General features: G+C 55.8%; 1 protein-coding gene. It reads left to right on the forward strand.

The annotated features are described in order from the left end of the window. Positions 1 to 770 (forward strand): photosystem II D2 protein (locus tag OSCI_RS10315; RefSeq protein ID WP_039962072.1); only part of this gene is annotated, 770 nt, incomplete at both ends.

Here is a 770-nt window from a genome sequence, read left to right on the forward strand (position 1 = left end):
GCAGTCGGACGCGCCCAGAACGAACGAGGTCTATTTGATGCCCTCGACGACTGGCTCAAGCGCGATCGCTTCGTTTTCATCGGCTGGAGCGGCTTGCTCCTCTTCCCCTGCGCCTTCTTCGCCATCGGCGGTTGGCTGACCGGCACCACCTTCGTTACCTCCTGGTACACTCACGGTCTAGCTAGCTCCTACCTCGAAGGCGCTAACTTCCTCACCGTCGCCGTTTCCACCCCCGCTAACAGCTTGGGTCACTCCCTACTGTTCCTCTGGGGCCCGGAAGCTCAATGGGACTTCACACGCTGGTGTCAACTCGGCGGCCTGTGGGCATTCATCGCCCTACACGGCGCATTCGCCCTGATTGGCTTCTGTCTGCGTCAGATTGAAATTGCCCGTCTCGTAGGTATTCGTCCCTACAACGCTCTAGCTTTCACCGGCCCGATTGCCGTATTCGTCTCGGTGTTCTTAATGTACCCCTTGGGACAATCCGGCTGGTTCTTCGCCCCTAGCTTCGGCGTAGCAGCAATTTTCCGCTTTTTGTTATTCCTGCAAGGTTTTCACAACTGGACGCTCAACCCCTTCCACATGATGGGCGTAGCTGGAATCTTGGGTGGTGCTTTACTTTGCGCCATTCACGGTGCCACAGTAGAAAATACACTGTTTGAAGACGGCGATGGTGCTAACACCTTCCGCGCCTTCAACCCAACCCAAGCTGAAGAAACTTACAGCATGGTGACAGCGAACCGTTTTTGGTCGCAAATCTTCGGAATTGC

This window comes from Kamptonema sp. PCC 6506, from assembly GCF_000180455.1.
Classification (GTDB): Bacteria; Cyanobacteriota; Cyanobacteriia; order Cyanobacteriales; family Microcoleaceae; genus Kamptonema; species Kamptonema formosum.